The following is a 19,831-nucleotide window of genomic DNA, read 5'->3' on the forward strand; positions in this document are numbered from 1 at the left end:
TTCATATTGCATTAGATTTCACCCTTTGGAGAAGTTTTATAAGAGGAATAGAAGTACATCAATACGGCACCGAAACAAAAGAGATTAACGGCAAAAGAAATCTGCATCGAGCCAGTCAGGTCAGAGACCAGCCCCTGTACTGCAGGAATAACCGCCCCACCAATAATCGACATGACGATTATCGCTCCGCCGGTTTCGGTATAGCGTTTATCTTCGATCGAATCTAGCGTGCGCGAGTAGATAGTTGCCCAACACGGCCCGAACAAAAACGAAACCAACACCGCAGCATAAACTGCTGTCATATTAGGAACCAAGATCACATACGCTAACGCACCCAATCCACAAAGAGAGTAGCCGACGAGAACTAAATCTTGATTAAACCGGGTCATCAAAAGATTTGCTAGGAACTTTCCTAAAAAGAACCCAATAAACGCAAAGATCATGAAGTTAGAGGCTGTTCTCTCATTGAGGGAGTGATCCAGATTAAGCGCGAGCCTAATCGTAAAGGACCAAACCGCTGTCTGCATGCCAACGTAAAGGAACTGAGTCAGAATACCAGCTTTAAATCTACGGTTTCCGGCCAAGTATTTTAGGGTCTGGAATATGGTTGCCTTCGTGGTCTCTTTCGCGTTATTTACCACAGGCTTACACTTTGGGAACTGCGTAATCATCACTAGAATCAGGATTACCAGCAAGATTAGAATGATTACCCGGTAGGGATGCAGAGTGCGTTGTAGCATTTCCCGAGCAAACTGTTGCGACTCTGCAGCAGTAAGATTTGCCATCTGCTCATGCAGCGCGGCACCTTCGGAAAAAATCAAGTACTTGCCCAGTAAAATTCCCCCGATAGATCCGAGAGGATAGAAAGTTTGGGAGATATTTAGTCGTAGCGTGGAATATTTTTTCGGTCCAATCATCGACGAGTAAGTGTTACAGGACGTCTCAAGGAACGATAATCCAATTGCAATCGCAAACAGTGAAAACAGGAATACTGAATACGTCGCCATGTGGGAAGCCGGGAAAAACAAGGAGCAGCCGATGATATACACACTCAGACCAACCATGATTCCAACTTTGTAGGAGGTGGAGCGGATTACTCGGGAGGCAGGAATAGCAATAATGAAATACCCACCGTAGAATGCTGACTGCACAAACGCGGAAGCAAAGTCAGAAAGAGTAAAAATTGACTTGAACTGTGTAATCAAGATGTCGTTGAGGCTGGCAGCTATCCCCCACATGGGGAAGCAAATCGACAGTAAGAGATACTGAAAAATGGGGGTTCGCGAAAGGTAACCGTCGGCTAACTGTTGCGTATTATCCTTTATCAACCCTCGGCTGTTATTTACTTGTCCTTCGGGTGTTTTTTGCCTAGGCAATGATTGCTTTGGCGAAGTTTCCACATCTATACTCATTTGTTCCCCCCCAACAGTTTCATTCCGGCAGAGGCACCAATACGGTTAGCTCCTGCGGCGATCATTTCGTCCATGACGGCAGCGGTTCGAATCCCGCCAGATGCTTTAACTCCCATATTCGAGCCAACAGTTTTACGCATAAGCTCCACCGCATGCGCACTTGCACCTGATTGTGAAAAACCTGTAGAAGTTTTTACAAAATCTGCGCCAGCCTGTTGTGCGCATTCGCATGCATTCACGATTTCTTCATCCGTTAGCAGGCAGGTTTCCAAGATGACCTTCACTAGAACCCCAGTACCAGCTGCTTGGACAACACCAGCAATGTCTAGCTGAACTGCGCGCCAATTCCCATCTTTGACTGCCCCCAGGTCTATTACCATGTCGACCTCTTGCGCTCCGTCTGCAACGGCATGGGCAGTCTCAAATTTTTTCACCTCTGTGCAATGCGCACCAGAAGGAAATCCGATTACTGTACATACTTTAATATCACTACCGGAAAGCTCACGCTTAGCCAGCGAAACCCTATTGGGGCTTACACACACCGACCAGAATCCTGCGGTTTTAGCCTCTTCGCACAGCTTTTTTACCGCTTCAGCTGTTGCATCTGGCGCAAGCAGGGTATGATCAATTAGTTTTGCTTTATTGGTCATGTCTACGTCTCCTTCGACTTCATGCAAGTCTTGGCTGACTTGTCACTGGTCTCACGCTACTTTGCTGCCCCAGCCTACAGAACGAATTTTTGGCACATATGTGCCATTTTGGCTATTTGCCTTGTTTCTTTTTCGTCAAGGCATGTAGCTTACGAGCCGTTACCGTATCTATAACTAACCGGTTAGCATAACCACGTAGCAATGCAGCATAGACTACTTGCAACTTATCGGATCCTCCGGCTACCAGGATCTTTTGCTCGTTACGCCGTAAATCCGGCAAGGAAATTCCCAAAGTGCGGTTGTTAAGATCCGGCAGACAGACCCTGCCGTCTTCATCGATGAAGTGCGCACATATTTCCCCCACCGAATGTTCGATCAAGAATTCTCTTTCGTCCTCATTAATGAGCGGACTATGCAGCAGAGTTGCCACGGAACTAACTGAGCCGACCGAATAAAGCACGATACGTGCTCGGCGCGCAAGTGCCATAACCCTACTGACACTCTCTTCTCGTTCAATCGCTAGCTTCGCACCTGCCGATTCCAACACGATTGGATGCCCTACCATGTGCACCTTGGCCTGCAGAGATTCTCGTAACTCCCGGAAACTGGTTAGAGTAGATAAATCCAGGGACGGCATCCTTAGATTGCCACCGACCTGGACTACATCGACCCGCTGTAAAGATTTCCGCTGTAAGCTCGCAGTCAATGCCTGAATGGTTCGAGACCAGTAAACTCCAACAGCGTCTCCATCACGCACCATCCCCATAAAAAGGTCTGCCCCCGCCTGTCCCAGAGCCTTGCGAATATCAATGTCGCGTCTTCTAGGTGGAGACACTAAACGTACCTCGTCAAGTGAAAAAGCAGACCGTAAAGAATCGATGAGCTCTCTGTCTTGCTCTCGTGGATCATCTATTCGAATTTTCACGAACCCGCGTGCCTTCGCATGAGTGAGCAATTTGGAAACATTTGGTCGTGAAACATGCAGTATATTAGCGATTTCGCTCTGAGATAGGCCGCTATAGTAGAGCTTTGCCACATCCAGGGATTGATGATCCCTGCGGGTCATTCCCAAGCGATCTTTTTTCACCATGAGCCTATCTAATCAGTCTGGAGTCTAGTCTGAGGAAATCTGAAAATCAGCCTTTCAGAAAATACAGTTACAAAGTTTTCAAGAACTAAACGTTACACTCCTCGGGGTGAAGCTATCGTCAGGCGTTGAGCTAATCAGAAATGCTGCAGCAGCTCCAACACAAGCCGCATTAAACGCTTCGCGGCGGTACCACATACACCCGCCCTACAGCCAAAACCTCATACTCGCGTTACGCCCGGCGCCGTAGCAGCACTAACGCACCTAGAACACTGCTGGCTCCTGCAAGTAACAGCAGCCCTAAGGGCGAGGAACCGGTATTTACCATTTCTTCTTTGGGCTCAGCATTGGGGCTAGCTTTCGGCGTGGGAGTCTTTTCGGAATCAGCAGTTTTAACCTTGCTGGTGGTAACGGATTTCTCCCAGGTACCAGTTAAAGTAACTTCCAGCGGATTCAACCTAGCGGCGTACCTAACTTTTATTGGCAGTTCACATTCCTGACACCTCGCTTAGGAAGATCACTCGCTGGATTCCAGGGAAATGTCTTTGATTACCGCTAGGCGACCGCACAGAAGGAGCCATCTTCGCACGGTGAGTAAACCACTTAGCATCCCTTAGACAATCAATCTTCCCCGTCATCTAAGGTGACAGTAAAGGGAAGAACTATTCACGTGACGGGTGAGGAACCAATTTACGGCTACTGATGACAGTAGCCGCTACTAGATTCGTGAGACACTAGACTCGCTGGGCATGGGAGCCCCTGATCCGGGCGCTACTTCCTTCGCGTTACTAATGGACACGGTTCCGGAATTTCTTTAAGGAGAGGAGAAGTCATGCGGGCAGCAACTTTGAATGCACCGGAAGATCTACGGCTGGTCGAAAAGGAAAAAACAACCCCGGGCAAGCATGAGGTCTTACTGAAAATCGAGGCCAACACCATGTGCGGCACCGATTATCGGCTCTATACCGGGGCGAAAACCTCCGGGTTTTCCTATGGTACGGTTCCCGGACACGAAATTGCAGGCAGGATCGTGGAAATCGGCGAGGGCGTCGAGCAGATTCAACCCGGCTTGCGCATTGGGCAACAGGCGACGGTTTCGATCGTAGTATCGTGCGGTCACTGTCCCAACTGTCTACAAGACCGCGAACACCTCTGCTCAAACCTAGAGCTGTTTGGCTACGCCATCGATGGTGGCTTACAAGAATACCTGCTGGTGCCAGAACGAGCCCTGCGTAGAGGCAACCTGATCACTACCAGTAAAGAACTTGACCCTAAAGCTCTTTGTCTAGCCGAACCTATCTCTTGCTGCTTAAACAGCCTCGATCAATTCAAAGTGAACCTGGGAGAGGTAGTGGCTGTTCTAGGAGCCGGCCCGATCGGACTAATCCACGCGCAACTAGCACTGGCCAGTGGGGCTAGACAGGTATTCGTATCTAACCGTTCCCGTGGGCGGCGCCAAGTGGCAGACCGGCTGGGCGCGATTGGGGTCAGCCCTGATGAACTTGAGGATCGGGTCAGGGAAGTAACCAACGGAGCGGGAGCCGATGTGGTGATCGTGTGTATTGGTGCCTCGGATCTAGCCCAGGATGCCTTAGAGCTTGCCCGAGATGGAGGGCGAGTCAACTACTTCGCGGGATTCCCGAAGGGTTCGATGACTCAAATGGAGCCTAACCTGATTCACTATAAAGAATTGCAGGTTACCGGGGGTTCTAATGCTCGCCGTCGCGATGTAAAACGGGCGATTCAAGTGCTCGAAACGGGGGCTATTAATGTGGAGGAAATTGTCACCCACACCTTCCCGCTATCAAAAGTGCATGAAGCGTATCAGGCGGTACACGATCGGGTTGGCGTAAAAATTGCGGTAATACCCGACTAAAAAGCAGTTCCGGTTAACCTGTGGGGAACGAGACAGACCTATCTGTCATTCTTACTGCCGGATCGTTTTGACCTTGTGGTATATATGGCAAGTGATTTCTTTGAATAAGCTCAAACGGCTCTTACCGGGAATAGCATATGCGTGCGTGATCGCCGGAATCGCTTGGCTAATAAACCTGTTTCTTCCCCTGCTGTCATCGATGCTGGTGGCAATCCTGCTGGGGGTAGCCGTCCGCAACACGAAGCTAATTCCTGCTGTCTGCGAACCCGGTATCGGTTTTTCCGCGAAGACTATTTTGCGCTCCGGGGTGGTGCTGCTTGGTTTTCGGCTGTCGCTACCGGCTATTGCCGCGCTAGGTGCCGGCACCATCGTGACCATCATCTGCGCAGTCGCGGTCACTATGGTGGCGGGTTACCTGTTGACCTACTTTATGCGAGTCAGTCACGCCACCGGGATTCTCACCACCTCAGGTACGGCGATTTGTGGGGCTTCTGCCGTTGCGGGGATATCCCCGGTGGTGTCTGCCCGCAACCGCGAGGATGCCGATGACGCGGTCGCGACTGCTATCGCTTGCGTTACCCTATTCGGGACGCTCTCCCTCGTCGCTTTACCGGCTGCCGCCCACGGGCTGGGGTTATCCCCCACGCAAGCAGCCGTCTGGCTGGGAGCTTCTATTCACGAGGTCGGCCAGGTAGTGGCGGCCGCAAACATTTACGATCCGACAGTCTCTGATTTGGCCACCGCCACCAAGCTGGGACGCGTGGCCTGCCTAGCGATCGTAGTAGCAATCGTGGGGATAGTTGAGCGGCGAGTAGTACAAGTACGCCACAAACAGGCAGAGAAAACCAACTCTGGCAAGCGCCCGCCCCTGATTCCCGGATTCGTGGTGGGATTCCTGGTCGCAGTAGCGCTAGCCTCAGTGTTTGCGGGCATCCCCACTGTCAATAACATTTTCAGTACCCTAGGGGGCACGGTTGCTACCCTGCTGCTGACGGTAGCGATGGGTGCGATGGGAGCCGGAGTGAACCTGCGTAACGTGATTAGATCCGGAGGGCGCGCCCTCGTCCTCGGAATAATCCTGAGTGTCCTAATCGCCGCGGTCTCGCTGGGAACGGTACTTCTTTTAGTTGACTAACATCCGACTGGAAGCGCGAGGGAACAGGATCCCTCGTTCAAAACCTAATGAGCGGGAAAGATACGAAAATTCGTCGGCAATATCCAACTTTCGCCCATCACTGGCAAGAAAATCCTCCGCCCATCCCTTGATCTGGAATTGCAAAGAATGAAACCGCATTAGCTGCCCCCTCTCCTAGCGCCCATTTCAAGTCTTCTAAAAAGAGTCAATAGCTGAATTATGTGTATAAATTTGTTGTTTTTGGGGGTTTGCTCAGAGGTTCAGGTACTTTAAATATGCTCTGAAAGCATGTGGATTGTAGAGTTTTTTGACCTACGCACCTGAGGCGCGGGGATAAGTTTTTCCTCCCTTTCCCTTGTCATGCCTGCGATAGCAATCGCACCCACCATGGCGCACCGCCACCGAAACCATCTAGCGCTAGAGGAGAAACCTTTTTAATTTATTTTTATCCTGCGCGGCAAGCAGCCACATCGAAGCCGGAGAGGTGCAAATACCTATTGACTCTGGATCAAATATTAGCCATAATTTTGCTAAGTCAAGAAGGGGAATGTCAATGCCTGCATTTACAATGGGTCTAGCGGAAGCTAAAAATAATTTTTCCCGGGTCACAGCCGAAGTGAACAGGACGGGAAACCCCTCACCATTTTGAAGAATAACCGGCCGTGGGTAATTATCCAACCGGCACACGGTACGACCGAAGTAGCCGACGTTGCAGTCGACTTCATGGATGAATATGCCGACGTATTCCAAGAACTGGCCAAATGAACGGATTTGCGTTTTCGCAGCAGGATGTCCTCGCTATTCATGCTGCGGCAATCGCTCGGTTCGGCGGAATCGGCGGAGTTCGCGATGAGGGGATTTTAAAGTCCGCGCTCGCACAGCCTTTCCAAACCTTCGGTGATAAACATTTGTACCCTGACCCAATTGAGAAGGCGTGCAGATATGCGTTCGGAATTATCTCCGGTCACCCATTTCTAGATGGAAACAAGAGAACTGGTGCCGCACGCTTAGGCACATATCTCAGAGTATCCGGTATAGATTTCAAACCTGATCATGCTTCATTTCTCGAGACTATTCTGGGCGTGGCGGATGGTTCTGTTGGATACGATGAGCTCGTACGCTGGGTGAGAAATGCAGTGGAGTGACCAAACCTCAGGTTTATCCAGGGGCTTCTATTTAGTGCCACTAATCCCTGACGGGATTACGCCAACGAAGTGGAGCTAGCGGGAATCGGCGGTGCTGCGCAAGCCTGCAACGCCCTGCTCCTATCACGGATTCCCGCACCTCACGCACGACAGGTATTGCGATGGGCACGCCAAACTCGCCAAACTCGCCAAACACAACTATCGCAAGTACGAGTGCGACCCAGCTATCAACAAACGCTACGGACGCCAGTGGTGGAGAATTCGCGCCCGCTATGTCGCCGAACACCCGCTATGCGAGCAGCGCCAGAAAGAAGGCAGGCTCACCCCAACGCAGGAAGTCCACCACATCCTCCCGCTCTCGCGCGGAGGAACCCACGACTTCAGCAATCTAATGGCGTTATGCAAGCCCTGCCACTAACAAATCTCTGCTCTCGATGGTGACCGGTGGCGAAATGGCAGGTCAACCAAGCGCGAGTATCGCGGGTAGGGGCGGTTGAATCTCTACAAGGTGGGTACCTAGACAGCGAGCTCGGCCAACCGCGCACGAAGTTTCCGAATCAAACGGGGTATCACCTGTAAGTCTTGCAGAGCGGAGTATTACCCGTCCACTAGCTTGTCTATAGCCGTATGAAGTTGTTTTTTCGACGGGAGAGCATGAACGCGCTCAACCAGACAATGATTCCCAGGAGCATATTCGCCGCGATGAAGAAGAAAGCACTGTTCACTTGATCCCCGAGCCCGATAACAGTGACGGGGAGACTAGCTGAATATAGGTTGACTATCGAGTCGCTCGAGGTCACTCCTAATAGCCATTGAGCCTTTGGCGCAACCTTTTTAAGCATCAGCACACAAGCAATCACCGCGAACAGTATGGTAACCGAAAAAACAAACCAAGCCGATAACAGATAAGGAAAACGGGTGCGAATATTTTTCAATGTGTACGATACGAGCAGCATCAAGCCAAGGCCAGTGAATATCGAAACGATATATCCGAGAAGATTAGCTAACTGCACCATCCCATCAACCGATGAAGACTTTGCTAATGGTAGGAACGTAGCACCATAGCTGCATAGGAGGTACAAGGAGAGTACAAGCATATTGCAAACAGCTAAACGCCAGCGCGACAAAGGAGAAAGCAAGAGCAAACGATCATCACAAGCGCCAGTGAGCCGAAGCACAGCATCTAACGCATACAGCGTTATCGCAATTTCGACAAGCATAACGCCAATACCGTATATTTGCTGCACCACTAGCTCATCTGACACAACCCGAACGATTGCTAGAGCGATAATGACCATAATTAACGGAATCATGACTCGCCCATGTTTGGTTGCCAAAAGACGAAAATCAGTCATTCTTAACATAGCCCGATACGCTCCTCTTATAAGCCAGCTCTAAATCGCCATCGCCGAAATCTCGCAGATGGCTAGCAGTATCATGAGTCAGCAGTTTCCCATCTGAAATAAGAACAACCTCATCGAAAATAGAATCCACGCCATTGATCAGGTGGGTACTAAGCAACAGCGGAGCGCTAGGAATACGATATTTCTTGATCAGAGCAAGAAGATGATCCCTCGTGAGCGGATCAACCCCTGCCAGCGGCTCGTCCAACACATAAAGCTTAGGAGCCCTAGACATAATCAACGCAAGATGAAGGCGTTCACTCATCCCTTTTGATATCTCACTCACTTTGGTTAATGACGAGAAAGAAGCCCCCTCAAGAAACTCTTCAAAAGCACCAGTTCTGAAATCATCGTATCGGCTACGAAACAGATCAACGCATTGCGATACTCGCAACCACGGATACAAAAAAGGCTCATCGGGAAGATAGCTTACCGCTACACGATGAGGAGCCACGATTCTCCCCTGAATCCTAGCAATATCCCCCACAATCGTGCGAAGCAACGTGCTTTTACCGGCTCCGTTCGGACCAAAAAGCCCCACCACTCCTGCCTCGGCGCCAATGCGAAAATCATCCAAACGTAGCGCAACATGCTTGCCATAGCTCACAACCAAGTTCTGCGCTTTAACCACAGCATCCATTGACCTCACCCAACTCGAAACAGTAAAACCAGGCTGAGACAAAAACGAAGAACAATTGCCCCAGCAGCAATAATCAAGCGTACTGGGTATTAACCCCAAATGCCGCCCCGACTGTGGGCGCGCCGTCTAACGAGTCACCCTCGTCCATCGACTGCGTCCTGCCACCTACCTCGTGTGAGGCGGACATCCCGGCCTGCTCGATCGGCGAACTCATCTGCGCCGGCCCGTCGGTCACTCACGGGTACTGGAATGACGAGGAGTTCAACGCGGCTTCTTTCCGCGGATCCTGGCTGCGCACCAATGATCTGGGCTTCATTGACGAGGGAGGCTTTGTTCACATCGTGGGACGCAAGTGGCCACGGTCAACACCGGCGGCGAAAAGATACTCCCCCACGAAGTCGAGCAAGTGCTGGCCAGAATGGAGGGAGTGCAGTCGGCGTATGTGGTGGGCGTACCCGATATGAAGTGGGGTGAGGCGGTGAATGCGGTACTGGTGATGGAGGATGGGTACGCGTCTCCGTCGCTGAGCGAGGTGCGCGCTTTTGCCGGACGGTATCTTGCTCGGTTCGAAGCGCCTCAGCGTGTGTCCGTGGTCGATTCGCTACCGGTGTCTTCGAACGGAAAAGCCACTGTTTCCGCGCTTCGAGCCGTATTTACACACCAAGATTGACACTATGTCAACCTTGTATTAATATTTATATTGAGCGTTGACACGGTGTCAACATTCCTCACGAGGCTGTGAGAGTTTTCTGCAACGAATCGAGTTGCCATGTCAGATAGGTCTGCACCAACAGGCGCCAAACGGGATTCCATCGTGCGCGCCGCATACGACCTCGCCCAGGATAAAGGGTTCGCACGCCTGACAGTGGGTGAGATTGCACGAAAAGTGGGGATGACGCGGTCATTGTTTTATCACTATTTCCCTGATCGCAACGCTCTGGCTGACGCAGTTCTGGACCTCATCATTGATTCAATCGTGGACGAATTGACGTCATGGAATACCGGCCGAGAAGAAGGCAATATTGACCACGCGCTCGATGATTTCATCACGCTGATGCACACCATCGCGCAGCGCGAAAGTATTTTCACTCGTCAGCTGATTCGTGGCGGCAATGCAGAATTATATGTCCGCTTTATTTCACGTGCTGCGGACCGCGCCTCTGACTACATCGGACGCACGACTGTTCAGGATTACATTTCCCGCCACGGAGCTCCCATTACGGATATCCATGAGACGTTCTATATACTGCTCGTCGGATCAATATCACTCATGCGTACGCATCCTGATGTCTCGCACGAAACTCTCAAGCGCATCGTCGCGCAAATGCTCCATATTGAAAATGGCATCATGTCCGCTTCCTCCCCGCACTCCAACTGAAAAACACTCAACACAGAAAGGTTCGAAACAATGTTGTTTCAAGTTTATGGAGACACCGCCGCATATCAATGGCTTGGCTGGTTATTGGTGTTCACTGGCCTCCTAGTGGCCAATGAATTTGCCCGACGCACCAAGACAGGCGGAATTATCTGTTTCCTTATTATTCCCGCAATACTGTCGGTTTACTTCATCTCAATTTATATTGGGGCAGCCGTAGGCGCGGACTGGGCTCTCACCAACCCAACCTATGTCCACATGTCGTCATGGTTCCACTACGCCAAGCTGTACGCTGCAACGGCCGGATGTATCGGCTTCATGATGCTGAAGTACAGGTGGGGAGGAATTGGCAAATCTGAATGGTTCAAGTGCTTCCCCTTTGTTATTGTGGCGATCAATATCCTGATTGCTGTAGTCTCTGACTTCGAAAGTGCATTCCGTGCCTGGGGAACTACCTGGGTGTCAACTGAAGGTGTCACCTTGATGGGTGGATGGCACAACGTCTTCAATGGCCTTGCTGGCCTGATCAACATCGCCTGCATGACTGGGTGGTTCGGCATCTACGTGTCAAGGAAGAAGCAGGACATGTTGTGGCCCGACATGACGTGGGTCTTCATCGTTGCCTACGATTTATGGAACTTTTGCTACACATATAACTGTTTACCCACACATGCATGGTATTGCGGTCTGGCATTGTTACTGGCTCCGACGGTGGCAAATCTGTTGTGGAATAAAGGCGGCTGGATTCAAAACCGGGCATTTACGCTCGCCTTGTGGTGCATGTTTGCTCAGGTTGTTCCCGCCTTCCAAGATTATTCTGTGTTCTCCACGCAGTCGGTCAATAACCCGAACACCAATTTGGTCGTGTCGATTATCGCGTTGATCGCCAACATTCTCGCCTTCGCCTACATCATGTACCGGGCTCGCAAGCTCAGAGTCAATCCTTGGCTGCACGAAGTATTCCAAGGCACTCGAGACTTCGAGAAGGCAATGTCTCGCCGTGAGGACGCGAATCAGGTTTCCAACGTCAAGGCACACTAGGGACGGCATGGGGCGCGATGACACAAGACGCCCTCTTGCCACCGATTCCGATATTCGACGTGGAGGAAGAGCCCGCAGGCACCAGCAACGTGCCAGTCATCTCCAGCAACCACCACGTTGAGTACGCCTTTTCACCCAAGTCCTGATCGAATCAGTTAACCGATTGCTCAACGCGCGTCCTGTACTGGCTCATCGAGCCCCCAGGGCGCGCGTTGGAGTTTCCAAGCTCTAGATTGCCGACACGAGTAGCGGGCGTCCCACCAGCGAACCGGATGCGGGAATGTCAGACTCAGCCGATGCGGAGTGAGCACATTCTCAGGCGACATACGGTCCAGAACAGCTGATGCTTCCTGACGCGCAGCCCCAGCTGATGTTAGTTCAACCAAGCCGGTAAACTCAGCGGGGATCTCGCGGCCAAGGTTCTTCATCGCTTCGGCCCACAGCTTGCCTGAGCGATACGAGGAGCGTACCAACGGAACCGACCTGCAGGCAGGGAAGCCCATCGAATATGCCAGATTGCGCAGACGGACAAATTCTTATGGTTTGACCCAGCGGACAATCGGGTGATGCAAAGCGGATGGACGAAGATACTGTGTGACGGTCAGGATGTCGCATCAGGCATCCAGCAAATCACGCATGGTCGATTCAATTTTTTCCGTCGTCTCCCCCATACCGAGAATCAGATTCGACTTGGTCACCAGACCAACCTGTTTGGCGGCGTTGGTGACGCTGAGGAACCGATCGTATCGAAATGCAGGCCGGATCGTCTTCATCAGACGCGGAACTGTTTCCAGGTTATGCGCGAATACCGGGTTAATACCCCCAAAGGGTATTAACCCCAAATTTTGGAGCAAAATGACAAAACAAAACCTGCTGGCGCGAAATTGTATCAACACCAGCAGGCATTTAGTTATGTAGCTGCTGAAGATGATACAAATTATTCGGCTCGAGGGCGACGGTGCAAGCAGGCTTTTCCGCCTGATAACAAGCCAAAATGCCGATTACGGACCTGAGTCGGGAGGCATTGGTTTGGTTGCAAATGATCCGAGCACATCACTAATGGATTATCTGTCTACGAATTTTGGAGCGGGCTTTACCCCGCGAAAGCCGTGCCGCGAAAAAGTTACTCCTCCCGCGTAAAGGTTGCTCCACATTCTTCTGCCGGATCGTTGATTCTTCCGTAGTAGACGCAGACGGCATCATTGTATTCACTTTCCGTGACGGATTGTCATTCTCGTGGTGAAGCTGACGGGAGTACAGGATTTAGATGAAGGCGATGACCGTGCCAGTGGTCAATCAGCCAACGGTCGTGACTGGCGATAATCCACATTACCTGGCCAATTGTCTGGTATTTCATCAAACCCAAAGCTCGTTGACAGTTTCTCTTGGGGCAAGAATAGATGCTTGTATAAGCTATATTAGCAGTCAGATATATTTTGGAGGAAGTCATAAAATGTCCATCAATAACATAAATAACTCTGGCGACGGAAACATTTTCAATCAAAATATTGGCGGCAAATCCATATATGACCTCTTTGATATTGATGACCTGATAAAGTCCGTATAATTGTGTAAAAGTAAAAAGGCCATATAACAGTCCTTTTACGGTACAATGTTTTTAACGACAAAAACATACCCAGGAGGACTTTTACATGACCCAAGTACATTTTACACTGAAAAGCGAAGAGATTCAAAGCATTATTGAATATTCTGTAAAGGATGACGTTTCTAAAAATATTTTAACAACGGTATTTAATCAACTAATGGAAAATCAACGAACAGAATATATTCAAGCAAAAGAATATGAACGAACAGAAAACCGACAAAGTCAACGAAATGGCTATTATGAGCGCAGCTTTACGACACGTGTAGGCACGCTAGAATTAAAAGTACCCAGAACACGTGATGGCCATTTTTCACCCACAGTGTTTGAACGTTATCAACGAAACGAAAAAGCCCTCATGGCTTCAATGTTGGAAATGTATGTATCAGGCGTTTCAACTCGTAAAGTATCAAAAATTGTGGAAGAACTTTGTGGTAAATCCGTCTCTAAGTCCTTCGTTTCTAGCTTAACAGAACAGCTAGAACCTATGGTTAACGAGTGGCAGAATCGTTTATTATCAGAAAAAAATTATCCTTACTTAATGACCGATGTACTCGATATAAAAGTACGAGAAGAAAATCGAGTACTCTCAAAAAGCTGTCATATAGCGATTGGAATAACCAAAGATGGCGACCGTGAAATTATCGGCTTCATGATTCAAAGTGGCGAAAGCGAAGAGACCTGGACAACATTTTTTGAATACCTAAAAGAACGCGGTTTACAAGGTACGGAACTCGTTATTTCTGATGCGCACAAAGGATTAGTCTCTGCCATTAGAAAATCCTTCACCAACGTAAGTTGGCAAAGATGCCAAGTTCACTTCCTAAGAAATATCTTTACCACCATTCCTAAAAAAAATTCAAAATCTTTCAGAGAAGCTGTTAAAGGAATTTTTAAGTTCACAGATATTAACTTAGCGCGTGAGGCTAAAAATCGATTGATTCATGATTATATCGATCAACCAAAATATTCAAAAGCTTGCGCATCATTGGATGATGGATTCGAAGACGCCTTTCAATATACCGTACAAGGAAATTCCCACAATCGACTAAAGAGTACCAATCTAATTGAACGACTGAATCAAGAAGTACGCAGAAGAGAAAAGATTATTCGCATCTTCCCCAATCAAACATCAGCCAATCGCTTAATTGGAGCCGTTCTTATGGACCTACATGATGAATGGATTTATTCTTCAAGAAAATACATCAATTTTGATAAGTAGAAATGGTAAAAACATTGTATAGCATTTTACACAGGAGTCTGGACTTGACTCACTTCCTTTATTATTTTTCATTTTTTTAAACTATTTAATACTAATGTCTTTTATAATAGCTTTTCATATATTATATAATCAATCTTTATAAGTCCTTTTATAAATTTCTTTTCTACCATTTTCGATAAATTCCTGTTTAATATTTTTAATTCCATAAACAATAGTTTCAATAGGATAATATTCTTCAACTATATCTTGATATTCTTTTGCTTTCTCAATATCTATATTTCCATACATTCTTAATATATCTTCTCCAAAATTTGTTCCTATTTCTTCTTCACTATCTTCAAGTAAGTATATAAAATCACAATATTCATCTATAATTCCAGAATCTCCAAAATCAATTATTCCAGTTAATCTATTATTGCCATCTAACAATAGATGATTACAACTAAAATCATTATGGCATAAACACTTTTTACCCTCAAAAACTGTTGTTGCATTTAGTCTTTCCATAAAACTTTCTATATAATCTTTTTCTATATCAGTTAAATCATTATAAATAGTTTCACGCAACAATATATACTCTTCTAATACATTTTGTTTATTATCAATAGTACATTCACTAATATCTGTATAATCTAAACCGTGCATTTGTCTTAAAAAACTGGCAATATCTCGTTTTAACAAATTTTGTTCTTCTTCTGACATAGTAGAATAAATTTCTGGTGTTAAAAAAGTTCCTTTAATTTCTTTATAACCTAGTATAGATAATTCATCACTAATATACGAATATTCAATATTAGGAATTTTTACATTAGTTTCTAAATTTGTATTTAAAAAATTATATATTGCTTTTTCTTTTGCATAACCTTTTTTCTTATTAGTACTAAATTTTGTTTTAAAAATGTATTCATTATTAACTAAATATGCCACACTATCATAACCACTACCGATTATTTCAATACTATCTACTTTGAAATTATCAAAGTAATGCTCAATTAAATATTTCATTGCCTTAACATTTGTGGCATTATCATCATATCTATATTCCATTAAATAACAATCTTCTTTTTTGCCCTCGTGTAATTCATGTTCTGGCAAATCTTCAATAATTCTAAAACCAGATTTTTGGTATGCCCTTATTGCTCTTGGATTATTTTTATGAGGGTCTAAAATAACTGCATTAGCATTTCTTTCTTTTTTCAAAAATTCAAAAATCAATTTAATATATCTTGTACCAATTCCTTTACTCCAATAATTTGGCTCTCCTATAAATTGATCCATACCATAGACTATCTCATCAGTTTTTGGATAATGATAATCAGTATATAACTCATCATACATTTTATATATTTGTCCATATCCAATAGGAACATTGTTATATTCAATAATTACTCTAAAAACTTCATCTTCCCAAGGCTCTGTATAATGTTTTTTTAATGATTCTAATGTATATTTTTTATCTCTACCACCATAAAATTCTAATACTCTTTCATCAGTTAACCATTTTAACATCAAAGGAAAATCATCATCTATTAAAGTTCTTATACATATTTCATTTTCAACTATATTCATTTATTTATCACCTTTTTCATAATCATATACATATACTATTTCATCTTTATAATCATTTTTACCACCTAATTTTTCATATACATGGCAAGCTCTAGGATTACCTTTATCAGTTATTAAAAACATTTCAGAACAACCAATCTCTTTAGAATATTCCTTAATAAAAGATAATAATTTTGAACCATAACCTTTGTCTTGATAGTTAGGTAACATTCCTATTGAGTGTAAATAAAACATTGTTTTTCCATCAGGTCTTAAAAGTGTATAGCAATATGCAAATCCTATAATTTTATTATTTTCTTTAGCTATAAACCCAAATGAACTGGTATCATTAAGAAATCCTTTTAAATTATCAATATCAAAAACCATATTATCATCAATTAAAACTTCTTCCATAAAAAACTCAGTCAAGTCCAGACTCCTGTGTAAAATGCTATACAATGTTTTTACCATTTCTACTTATCAAAATTGATGTATTTTCTTGAAGAATAAATCCATTCATCATGTAGGTCCATAAGAACGGCTCCAATTAAGCGATTGGCTGATGTTTGATTGGGGAAGATGCGAATAATCTTTTCTCTTCTGCGTACTTCTTGATTCAGTCGTTCAATTAGATTGGTACTCTTTAGTCGATTGTGGGAATTTCCTTGTACGGTATATTGAAAGGCGTCTTCGAATCCATCATCCAATGATGCGCAAGCTTTTGAATATTTTGGTTGATCGATATAATCATGAATCAATCGATTTTTAGCCTCACGCGCTAAGTTAATATCTGTGAACTTAAAAATTCCTTTAACAGCTTCTCTGAAAGATTTTGAATTTTTTTTAGGAATGGTGGTAAAGATATTTCTTAGGAAGTGAACTTGGCATCTTTGCCAACTTACGTTGGTGAAGGATTTTCTAATGGCAGAGACTAATCCTTTGTGCGCATCAGAAATAACGAGTTCCGTACCTTGTAAACCGCGTTCTTTTAGGTATTCAAAAAATGTTGTCCAGGTCTCTTCGCTTTCGCCACTTTGAATCATGAAGCCGATAATTTCACGGTCGCCATCTTTGGTTATTCCAATCGCTATATGACAGCTTTTTGAGAGTACTCGATTTTCTTCTCGTACTTTTATATCGAGTACATCGGTCATTAAGTAAGGATAATTTTTTTCTGATAATAAACGATTCTGCCACTCGTTAACCATAGGTTCTAGCTGTTCTGTTAAGCTAGAAACGAAGGACTTAGAGACGGATTTACCACAAAGTTCTTCCACAATTTTTGATACTTTACGAGTTGAAACGCCTGATACATACATTTCCAACATTGAAGCCATGAGGGCTTTTTCGTTTCGTTGATAACGTTCAAACACTGTGGGTGAAAAATGGCCATCACGTGTTCTGGGTACTTTTAATTCTAGCGTGCCTACACGTGTCGTAAAGCTGCGCTCATAATAGCCATTTCGTTGACTTTGTCGGTTTTCTGTTCGTTCATATTCTTTTGCTTGAATATATTCTGTTCGTTGATTTTCCATTAGTTGATTAAATACCGTTGTTAAAATATTTTTAGAAACGTCATCCTTTACAGAATATTCAATAATGCTTTGAATCTCTTCGCTTTTCAGTGTAAAATGTACTTGGGTCATGTAAAAGTCCTCCTGGGTATGTTTTTGTCGTTAAAAACATTGTACCGTAAAAGGACTGTTATATGGCCTTTTTACTTTTACACAATTATACGGACTTTATCGATGACCTAGCGTACGAATGGTGTCACAGAAAAAATGTTGTTACCAAGACTCGTAAATCACGGGTTAAAAGTTCAATTTTGAAGATTGTTCTGGGTTAATGCCCGAATTGTGTGTCTTTTTCCGGGCGTGTCGGGGTGGTTTAGTGTCCTGCCCAGCCTTTGCGGATGTGTAGGGATCCGTCTTGGTATTTGGGGTTGTAGTCGATGGCGTTGTCCCATAGTTTCGGGCCTGGTTTCGGTTGTTCGGGCCCTGGTTTGGGGTCGGGTTTTAGGTGGTGTGGTTGGATTAGTTGGTGTGGTTTGAGTGGGTGTTCGCTGTGGAGGTAGCACCACCATTCGGTGGCTTTTTTCATGTGGGGCTCGGATAAGCCGCGATGGTTGTAGATCAGGGTTTTGATGGCGGCGTTTATAGCGCCTTCTAGCTCGTTGGTGGTGGCGGGTAGCGTGGTGGTGGCTTGTTTGTTTAGGGTCGGGTCTAGGAAGGTGAACAGGGTTGCTTTCCTGGTTTGTTTGGCGAGTAGGTTGTAGGCTCTGCGGGCTTTTTGGTGGGTGTACCACCATTGCTGGTTAGGGCGAATCCATAAGGGTATTTGGTCTTGGGGTACTTGGTTTTTATAGGTTTTATGGTTTAACCATTTTCCCCATTGGTTATGGAAGGCTTGCACTAGCCCTATCCATTGGTCTGCTTGGTTTAGATCCTTTATTGTTACCAGGCGTTTGGCTAGACCCCATAGTGCTTTGTGTGCCGGGATTTTAGGGTTGGTTGTTGTAAGGGCACGGATGTTTCGTTTTATGTGTACTAGGCAGCGTTGCACGCGCGTGTTTGGCCATTGGTCTTTGATAGCGCTTAACGCTCCGGCTTGCCCGTCAGTTATAACCATTAAGGGCTCTGGTAAGCGTTTTAACAGCTGTTTATAGGCGGCCTTGTTCTCTTGGTTGCACCATTGCCAGGCCAGGACTTTACCACTGTTTACGGCGGTTAGAAGACACCAGCCGTAAGGCAGGTAGGTGCCATCTATTTGTATATAGTCATAGATTTGCCCAGTTGGTACGATTACCGGTTCAACCCGCCAACACCAGTTAGTTCTTCGCTGCCAGGTAGAAGAAGAAACTTGCAGGTCGCCTATAGCGTCTTTCCCGGTTAACCATTTAACGAACTGGTCAAGCTGTGCCTTTCTGGAAATATCTGGCCGGGTATTACAAAAAGAGGCCCCGCACTTGGTACAGCGGTAACGCTGAAGTCCTTTTCTGGTTCTACCATTCCTTTTAGCACCCGCCTCGCCGCAGGTAGGACACTTTCTTCTGCTTGATCTACGACCCATAAATCAAACAAAAGCAGACCCCTACACCAAAAACACGGAAAGTCAACAACCCGTAGAAAACAAGCCCAAAAAGCTAACCAAACCCCAAATTACAAGGTTCCACCAGCCAAAACACCAAAATAAAGACACACAAAATGGGCATTAGCCCATTGTTCTCGGCTTGGTTCTACTGGGGGTGTGTCTTTTCGTTGCTTTTTCTGAAGGCGCCTTCGACAGTATTCCAGCATTCTTTTCCTTCTTAAGAGAGCTGTCAAAAGAAGCCATCATCACAATACTAACTTTTATAGTGGGAGCTGTTGCAACGCTGGTGGGAGGCTCAGATGCTTGCCACCGCAGCGATGCTGAGAAAAGAAATAGGGAGACTATGGATCTGATCGCACGTCGCGTAATTGATCTTAATTTCTCAACGAGACAGTGGAAGAATGCCAAGAAAAGAGCGGAAAACTTGTGGTATAAAAACGTGTAACCAATCTGGGGAAGACTAGCTTAAAAAAATTAAATCTAAAGTTCACTGTTTTAGAATATTCTCTCGAAATAAAAATTTGTGTACCCAGGCTATTGACTTTTGTACCCGCCCAGCACTCTGTACCAAAATGGGTGTTCTCTTGTTTTGTCGTATGAGGCG

At 46.1% G+C, this 19,831-nt stretch carries 20 protein-coding genes and 1 pseudogene; 9 read left to right on the forward strand and 12 right to left on the reverse strand.

Annotation, left to right across the window (positions count from 1 at the left end):
* Window positions 1-11: 11 nt before the first annotated feature.
* From fucP to ACZ5BI_RS07285, 4 genes are all read right to left on the reverse strand, one after another.
* Window positions 12-1,412, reverse strand: a complete 1,401-nt coding sequence (fucP, locus tag ACZ5BI_RS07270) for an L-fucose:H+ symporter permease (RefSeq protein WP_278606347.1) — start codon at window positions 1,410-1,412, stop codon at window positions 12-14.
* Window positions 1,409-2,062, reverse strand: coding sequence for a deoxyribose-phosphate aldolase (gene deoC, locus ACZ5BI_RS07275; protein ID WP_316086100.1), 654 nt, complete (start codon window positions 2,060-2,062; stop codon window positions 1,409-1,411). The genes fucP and deoC overlap by 4 nt, the downstream gene beginning before the upstream one ends.
* 112 nt (window positions 2,063-2,174) lie before the next feature.
* On the reverse strand, window positions 2,175-3,152 hold the full coding sequence (locus tag ACZ5BI_RS07280; protein WP_464896026.1) for a sugar-binding transcriptional regulator: 978 nt from the start codon (window positions 3,150-3,152) through the stop codon (window positions 2,175-2,177).
* Between the two features lie 229 nt (window positions 3,153-3,381).
* Window positions 3,382-3,606 carry an LPXTG cell wall anchor domain-containing protein gene (locus tag ACZ5BI_RS07285; protein ID WP_316086097.1) on the reverse strand — a complete coding sequence of 75 codons (225 nt, stop codon included), beginning with the start codon at window positions 3,604-3,606 and terminating at the stop codon, window positions 3,382-3,384.
* Between the two features lie 375 nt (window positions 3,607-3,981).
* On the opposite strand from ACZ5BI_RS07285, the gene ACZ5BI_RS07290 reads away from it, so the two are divergent.
* The 4 genes from ACZ5BI_RS07290 (at window position 3,982) to ACZ5BI_RS07305 (ending at window position 7,723) form a co-directional block, all read left to right on the forward strand.
* On the forward strand, window positions 3,982-5,025 hold the full coding sequence (locus ACZ5BI_RS07290) for an alcohol dehydrogenase catalytic domain-containing protein (protein WP_464896027.1): 1,044 nt from the start codon (window positions 3,982-3,984) through the stop codon (window positions 5,023-5,025).
* Between the two features lie 91 nt (window positions 5,026-5,116).
* Window positions 5,117-6,160: a YeiH family protein gene (locus ACZ5BI_RS07295; protein ID WP_464896028.1), complete on the forward strand. Its 1,044-nt coding sequence runs from the start codon at window positions 5,117-5,119 to the stop codon at window positions 6,158-6,160.
* A gap of 761 nt (window positions 6,161-6,921) precedes the next feature.
* Window positions 6,922-7,305, forward strand: a complete 384-nt coding sequence (locus ACZ5BI_RS07300; protein WP_024058211.1) for a type II toxin-antitoxin system death-on-curing family toxin — start codon at window positions 6,922-6,924, stop codon at window positions 7,303-7,305.
* Between the two features lie 91 nt (window positions 7,306-7,396).
* On the forward strand, window positions 7,397-7,723 hold the full coding sequence (locus ACZ5BI_RS07305; RefSeq protein ID WP_316086090.1) for an HNH endonuclease: 327 nt from the start codon (window positions 7,397-7,399) through the stop codon (window positions 7,721-7,723).
* A gap of 199 nt (window positions 7,724-7,922) precedes the next feature.
* On the opposite strand, the gene ACZ5BI_RS07310 is transcribed toward ACZ5BI_RS07305, so the two are convergent.
* From ACZ5BI_RS07310 to ACZ5BI_RS07320, 3 genes are all read right to left on the reverse strand, one after another.
* Window positions 7,923-8,669, reverse strand: coding sequence for a hypothetical protein (locus ACZ5BI_RS07310; protein ID WP_464896029.1), 747 nt, complete (start codon window positions 8,667-8,669; stop codon window positions 7,923-7,925).
* The gene (locus ACZ5BI_RS07315) at window positions 8,653-9,348 is read right to left on the reverse strand and encodes an ABC transporter ATP-binding protein (RefSeq protein ID WP_316086088.1); all 696 of its coding nucleotides are present in this window, start codon (window positions 9,346-9,348) and stop codon (window positions 8,653-8,655) included. The genes ACZ5BI_RS07310 and ACZ5BI_RS07315 overlap by 17 nt, the downstream gene beginning before the upstream one ends.
* 73 nt (window positions 9,349-9,421) lie before the next feature.
* Window positions 9,422-9,583 carry a hypothetical protein gene (locus ACZ5BI_RS07320; protein WP_278620170.1) on the reverse strand — a complete coding sequence of 54 codons (162 nt, stop codon included), beginning with the start codon at window positions 9,581-9,583 and terminating at the stop codon, window positions 9,422-9,424.
* A gap of 171 nt (window positions 9,584-9,754) precedes the next feature.
* Between ACZ5BI_RS07320 and ACZ5BI_RS07325 the strand changes: the two genes are divergently transcribed.
* The 3 genes from ACZ5BI_RS07325 (at window position 9,755) to ACZ5BI_RS07335 (ending at window position 11,764) form a co-directional block, all read left to right on the forward strand.
* The gene (locus ACZ5BI_RS07325) at window positions 9,755-10,018 is read left to right on the forward strand and encodes an AMP-binding enzyme (RefSeq protein ID WP_464896030.1); all 264 of its coding nucleotides are present in this window, start codon (window positions 9,755-9,757) and stop codon (window positions 10,016-10,018) included.
* Between the two features lie 99 nt (window positions 10,019-10,117).
* Window positions 10,118-10,726, forward strand: a complete 609-nt coding sequence (locus tag ACZ5BI_RS07330; RefSeq protein WP_102184522.1) for a TetR/AcrR family transcriptional regulator — start codon at window positions 10,118-10,120, stop codon at window positions 10,724-10,726.
* A gap of 30 nt (window positions 10,727-10,756) precedes the next feature.
* Window positions 10,757-11,764, forward strand: a complete 1,008-nt coding sequence (locus ACZ5BI_RS07335; RefSeq protein ID WP_316098575.1) for a DUF5692 family protein — start codon at window positions 10,757-10,759, stop codon at window positions 11,762-11,764.
* Between the two features lie 332 nt (window positions 11,765-12,096).
* Here ACZ5BI_RS07335 and ACZ5BI_RS07340 read toward each other — a convergent pair.
* Window positions 12,097-12,573, reverse strand: a pseudogene (locus ACZ5BI_RS07340) (lipoyl synthase); the annotation flags it as partial.
* A gap of 843 nt (window positions 12,574-13,416) precedes the next feature.
* Between ACZ5BI_RS07340 and ACZ5BI_RS07345 the strand changes: the two are divergent.
* The gene (locus tag ACZ5BI_RS07345; RefSeq protein ID WP_464896031.1) at window positions 13,417-14,589 is read left to right on the forward strand and encodes an IS256-like element IS256 family transposase; all 1,173 of its coding nucleotides are present in this window, start codon (window positions 13,417-13,419) and stop codon (window positions 14,587-14,589) included.
* Window positions 14,590-14,718: 129 nt separating this feature from the next.
* Here ACZ5BI_RS07345 and ACZ5BI_RS07350 read toward each other — a convergent pair whose 3' ends face one another.
* The 4 genes from ACZ5BI_RS07350 to ACZ5BI_RS07365 form a co-directional block, all read right to left on the reverse strand.
* Complete coding sequence (locus ACZ5BI_RS07350; protein ID WP_001028144.1) at window positions 14,719-16,158, reverse strand: bifunctional aminoglycoside N-acetyltransferase AAC(6')-Ie/aminoglycoside O-phosphotransferase APH(2'')-Ia; 1,440 nt, start codon at window positions 16,156-16,158, stop codon at window positions 14,719-14,721.
* Entirely contained in the window at window positions 16,159-16,566 is a 408-nt protein-coding gene (locus tag ACZ5BI_RS07355; RefSeq protein ID WP_428844013.1) for a GNAT family N-acetyltransferase, read from the reverse strand.
* A gap of 44 nt (window positions 16,567-16,610) precedes the next feature.
* Window positions 16,611-17,783, reverse strand: a complete 1,173-nt coding sequence (locus ACZ5BI_RS07360) for an IS256-like element IS256 family transposase (RefSeq protein WP_464896031.1) — start codon at window positions 17,781-17,783, stop codon at window positions 16,611-16,613.
* Between the two features lie 241 nt (window positions 17,784-18,024).
* Entirely contained in the window at window positions 18,025-19,206 is a 1,182-nt protein-coding gene (locus tag ACZ5BI_RS07365) for an IS1249 family transposase (RefSeq protein WP_464895807.1), read from the reverse strand.
* A gap of 160 nt (window positions 19,207-19,366) precedes the next feature.
* On the opposite strand from ACZ5BI_RS07365, the gene ACZ5BI_RS07370 reads away from it, so the two are divergent.
* On the forward strand, window positions 19,367-19,672 hold the full coding sequence (locus tag ACZ5BI_RS07370) for a hypothetical protein (RefSeq protein WP_464896032.1): 306 nt from the start codon (window positions 19,367-19,369) through the stop codon (window positions 19,670-19,672).
* The last annotated feature ends 159 nt before the right edge of the window (window positions 19,673-19,831 follow it).

Source organism: Varibaculum sp. GTC20041, assembly GCF_055387755.1.

What these genes read in the sequence shown, in the direction of transcription:
- ACZ5BI_RS07335 (WP_316098575.1), top strand. Translation starts at nt 10,757, where the DNA reads ATGTTGTTTCAAGTTTATGGAGACACCGCCGCATATCAATGGCTTGGC.
- fucP (WP_278606347.1), bottom strand. Translation starts at nt 1,412, where the DNA reads ATGAGTATAGATGTGGAAACTTCGCCAAAGCAATCATTGCCTAGGCAA.
- ACZ5BI_RS07290 (WP_464896027.1), top strand. Translation starts at nt 3,982, where the DNA reads ATGCGGGCAGCAACTTTGAATGCACCGGAAGATCTACGGCTGGTCGAA.
- ACZ5BI_RS07300 (WP_024058211.1), top strand. Translation starts at nt 6,922, where the DNA reads ATGAACGGATTTGCGTTTTCGCAGCAGGATGTCCTCGCTATTCATGCT.
- ACZ5BI_RS07310 (WP_464896029.1), bottom strand. Translation starts at nt 8,669, where the DNA reads ATGTTAAGAATGACTGATTTTCGTCTTTTGGCAACCAAACATGGGCGA.
- ACZ5BI_RS07315 (WP_316086088.1), bottom strand. Translation starts at nt 9,348, where the DNA reads ATGGATGCTGTGGTTAAAGCGCAGAACTTGGTTGTGAGCTATGGCAAG.
- ACZ5BI_RS07350 (WP_001028144.1), bottom strand. Translation starts at nt 16,158, where the DNA reads ATGAATATAGTTGAAAATGAAATATGTATAAGAACTTTAATAGATGAT.
- ACZ5BI_RS07345 (WP_464896031.1), top strand. Translation starts at nt 13,417, where the DNA reads ATGACCCAAGTACATTTTACACTGAAAAGCGAAGAGATTCAAAGCATT.
- ACZ5BI_RS07365 (WP_464895807.1), bottom strand. Translation starts at nt 19,206, where the DNA reads ATGGGTCGTAGATCAAGCAGAAGAAAGTGTCCTACCTGCGGCGAGGCG.
- deoC (WP_316086100.1), bottom strand. Translation starts at nt 2,062, where the DNA reads ATGACCAATAAAGCAAAACTAATTGATCATACCCTGCTTGCGCCAGAT.
- ACZ5BI_RS07280 (WP_464896026.1), bottom strand. Translation starts at nt 3,152, where the DNA reads ATGGTGAAAAAAGATCGCTTGGGAATGACCCGCAGGGATCATCAATCC.
- ACZ5BI_RS07330 (WP_102184522.1), top strand. Translation starts at nt 10,118, where the DNA reads ATGTCAGATAGGTCTGCACCAACAGGCGCCAAACGGGATTCCATCGTG.
- ACZ5BI_RS07360 (WP_464896031.1), bottom strand. Translation starts at nt 17,783, where the DNA reads ATGACCCAAGTACATTTTACACTGAAAAGCGAAGAGATTCAAAGCATT.